Annotated in this window: 2 protein-coding genes and 1 pseudogene; all 3 read left to right on the top strand. The window is 60.9% G+C overall.

The features are described from left to right. The coding region (gene ugpB, locus WFM46_RS23645) for a sn-glycerol-3-phosphate ABC transporter substrate-binding protein UgpB (protein ID WP_336998712.1) at positions 1 to 831 on the top strand (831 nt) is incomplete at its 5' end. 98 nt (positions 832 to 929) lie between these two features. Next, the gene (ugpA, locus tag WFM46_RS23640; protein ID WP_103177350.1) at positions 930 to 1,817 is read left to right on the top strand and encodes a sn-glycerol-3-phosphate ABC transporter permease UgpA; all 888 of its coding nucleotides are present in this window, start codon (positions 930 to 932) and stop codon (positions 1,815 to 1,817) included. Beyond that, positions 1,814 to 1,922 (top strand): annotated as a pseudogene (locus tag WFM46_RS23635) (glycerol-3-phosphate transporter); the annotation flags it as partial. The gene ugpA and the pseudogene WFM46_RS23635, both read left to right, overlap by 4 nt.

The raw sequence follows: 1,922 nt of genomic DNA, 5'->3' as shown, positions 1-1,922 counted from the left end.
GAGCAGCCGCCGAAAACCTGGCAGGATCTGGCGGAGTACACCGCCAAACTGAAAGCGGCCGGCATGAAGTGCGGCTACGCCAGCGGCTGGCAGGGCTGGATCCAGATCGAAAACTTCAGCGCCTGGCACGGCCAGCCGGTAGCCACCGAGAACAACGGTTTCAACGGCACCAACGCGGTCCTGGAGTTCAACAAGCCGGAGCAGGTGAAGCACATTGCCCTGCTGGCCGATCTGAACAAGAAGGGCGATTTCAGCTACTTCGGACGTAAAGACGAATCCACCGAGAAGTTCTACAGCGGCGACTGCGCCATCACCACCGCCTCGTCCGGCTCGCTGGCGGATATCCGTCACTACGCCAAATTTAACTACGGCGTAGGGATGATGCCATACGACGCCGACTCAAAAGGCGCGCCGCAGAACGCCATCATCGGCGGGGCCAGCCTGTGGGTAATGCAGGGTAAAGACAAGGACACTTACAAGGGCGTGGCGGAGTTCCTCGACTTCCTGGCGAAGCCGGAAAACGCCGCCGAATGGCACCAGAAGACCGGCTACCTGCCGATCACCAAAGCCGCTTATGACCTGACCCGCGAACAGGGCTTCTATGACAAGAACCCGGGGGCAGACATCGCCACGCGTCAGATGCTGAACAAACCACCGTTGCCGTACACCAAAGGGCTGCGTCTGGGCAACATGCCGCAGATCCGTACCGTCGTGGATGAAGAGCTGGAAAGCGTCTGGACCGGCAAGAAAACCCCTCAGCAGGCGCTGGATGCGGCAGTCGAGCGCGGAAACCAGCTGCTGCGCCGCTTTGAGCAGTCGACCAAATCGTAATGTGAAATGCCCGGTGACGCGTAGCGATCCGGGCCTGGAAGACCGTAGGCCGGGTAAGGCGTAGCCGCCACCCGGCGCTGTTCAGGAACACAACCCTCATGTCCTCATCCCGTCCGGTGTTTCGCTCCCGTTGGCTGCCGTACCTGCTGGTCGCGCCGCAACTGGTCATCACCGTTATCTTCTTTATCTGGCCTGCGGGCGAAGCGCTGTGGTACTCGGTGCAGAGCGTCGATCCGTTCGGGCTCTCCAGCCAGTTTGTTGGCCTGGATAACTTCGCTGCCCTGTGGCACGACAGCTACTACATCGACGCCTTCTGGACGACGATCAAATTCAGCACTCTGGTGACGGTGAGCGGTCTTCTCGCCTCGCTCTTCTTTGCCGCGCTGGTGGATTACGTGGTGCGCGGTAGCCGTCTTTACCAGACGCTGATGCTGCTGCCTTACGCCGTGGCCCCCGCCGTCGCCGCGGTGCTGTGGATCTTCCTCTTTAACCCCGGGCGCGGGTTGATTACCCACTTCCTGGCCGAGCTGGGCTATGACTGGAACCACGCCCAGCACAGCGGCCAGGCGATGTTCCTGGTGGTTTTCGCCTCGGTGTGGAAGCAGATCAGCTACAACTTCCTCTTCTTCTTTGCCGCGCTACAGTCCATTCCGCGTTCGCTGGTAGAAGCCGCCGCCATTGACGGCGCAGGCCCGATCCGCCGCTTCTTCCGGCTGTCGCTGCCGCTGATCGCCCCGGTGAGTTTTTTCCTGCTGGTGGTCAACCTGGTCTACGCCTTCTTCGACACCTTCCCGGTGATCGACGCCGCCACCGCAGGCGGCCCGGTGCAGGCCACCACCACGCTGATCTATAAGATCTACCGCGAAGGCTTTGCCGGGCTTGATCTCTCGGCCTCTGCCGCCCAGTCGGTGGTGCTGATGTTCCTCGTCATCATCCTCACGGTGGTGCAGTTCCGCTATGTTGAAAGTAAGGTGCGCTACCAATGATTGAGAACCGTCGCGGGCTGACGATTTTCGGCCATACCATGCTGATCCTGGGGATCGTCGTTATCCTGTTCCCGCTGTACGTCGCCTTTGTCGCCGCCACGCTGG

This window comes from Leclercia sp. M50 (assembly GCF_037150775.1).
Lineage (GTDB): Bacteria > Pseudomonadota > Gammaproteobacteria > Enterobacterales > Enterobacteriaceae > Enterobacter.
The sequence above is the reverse complement of the archived record's forward strand: the minus strand, read 5'-3'. Positions and strand labels throughout refer to the sequence as shown.